Origin of the sequence: Methylobacterium organophilum, from assembly GCF_022179465.1 — a bacterium.
GTDB lineage: Bacteria > Pseudomonadota > Alphaproteobacteria > Rhizobiales > Beijerinckiaceae > Methylobacterium > Methylobacterium organophilum.
On sequence record NZ_BPQV01000082.1, the window covers coordinates 1 to 228 of the forward strand.

At 68.4% G+C, this 228-nt stretch carries 1 protein-coding gene; it reads right to left on the reverse strand.

All coding sequences use genetic code 11. The features are described 5' to 3' along the window. The coding region (locus tag MFF21_RS23875) for a potassium channel family protein (protein WP_238315067.1) at window positions 1–228 on the reverse strand (228 nt) is incomplete at both ends.

The following is a 228-nucleotide window of genomic DNA, read 5'->3' on the forward strand; positions in this document are numbered from 1 at the left end:
TGTCCTCGGGCCAGTCCACGTCGCTGACCCGGATACCGGCCAGGGCGGACTCCGGGGGCAGCGTCAGCTCGACCAGGTTGGCGTCGCCGTGGCTGAAGCGCAGCAGCCGGACCAGATCACCGACGCTCACCGCCTCCTCGACCAGCGCCGACATCAGGCGCGGGGTGGAGACCGCGACGTCGACACCCCAGGACTCGTTGAACAGCCACTCGTTCTTCGGGTTGTTGA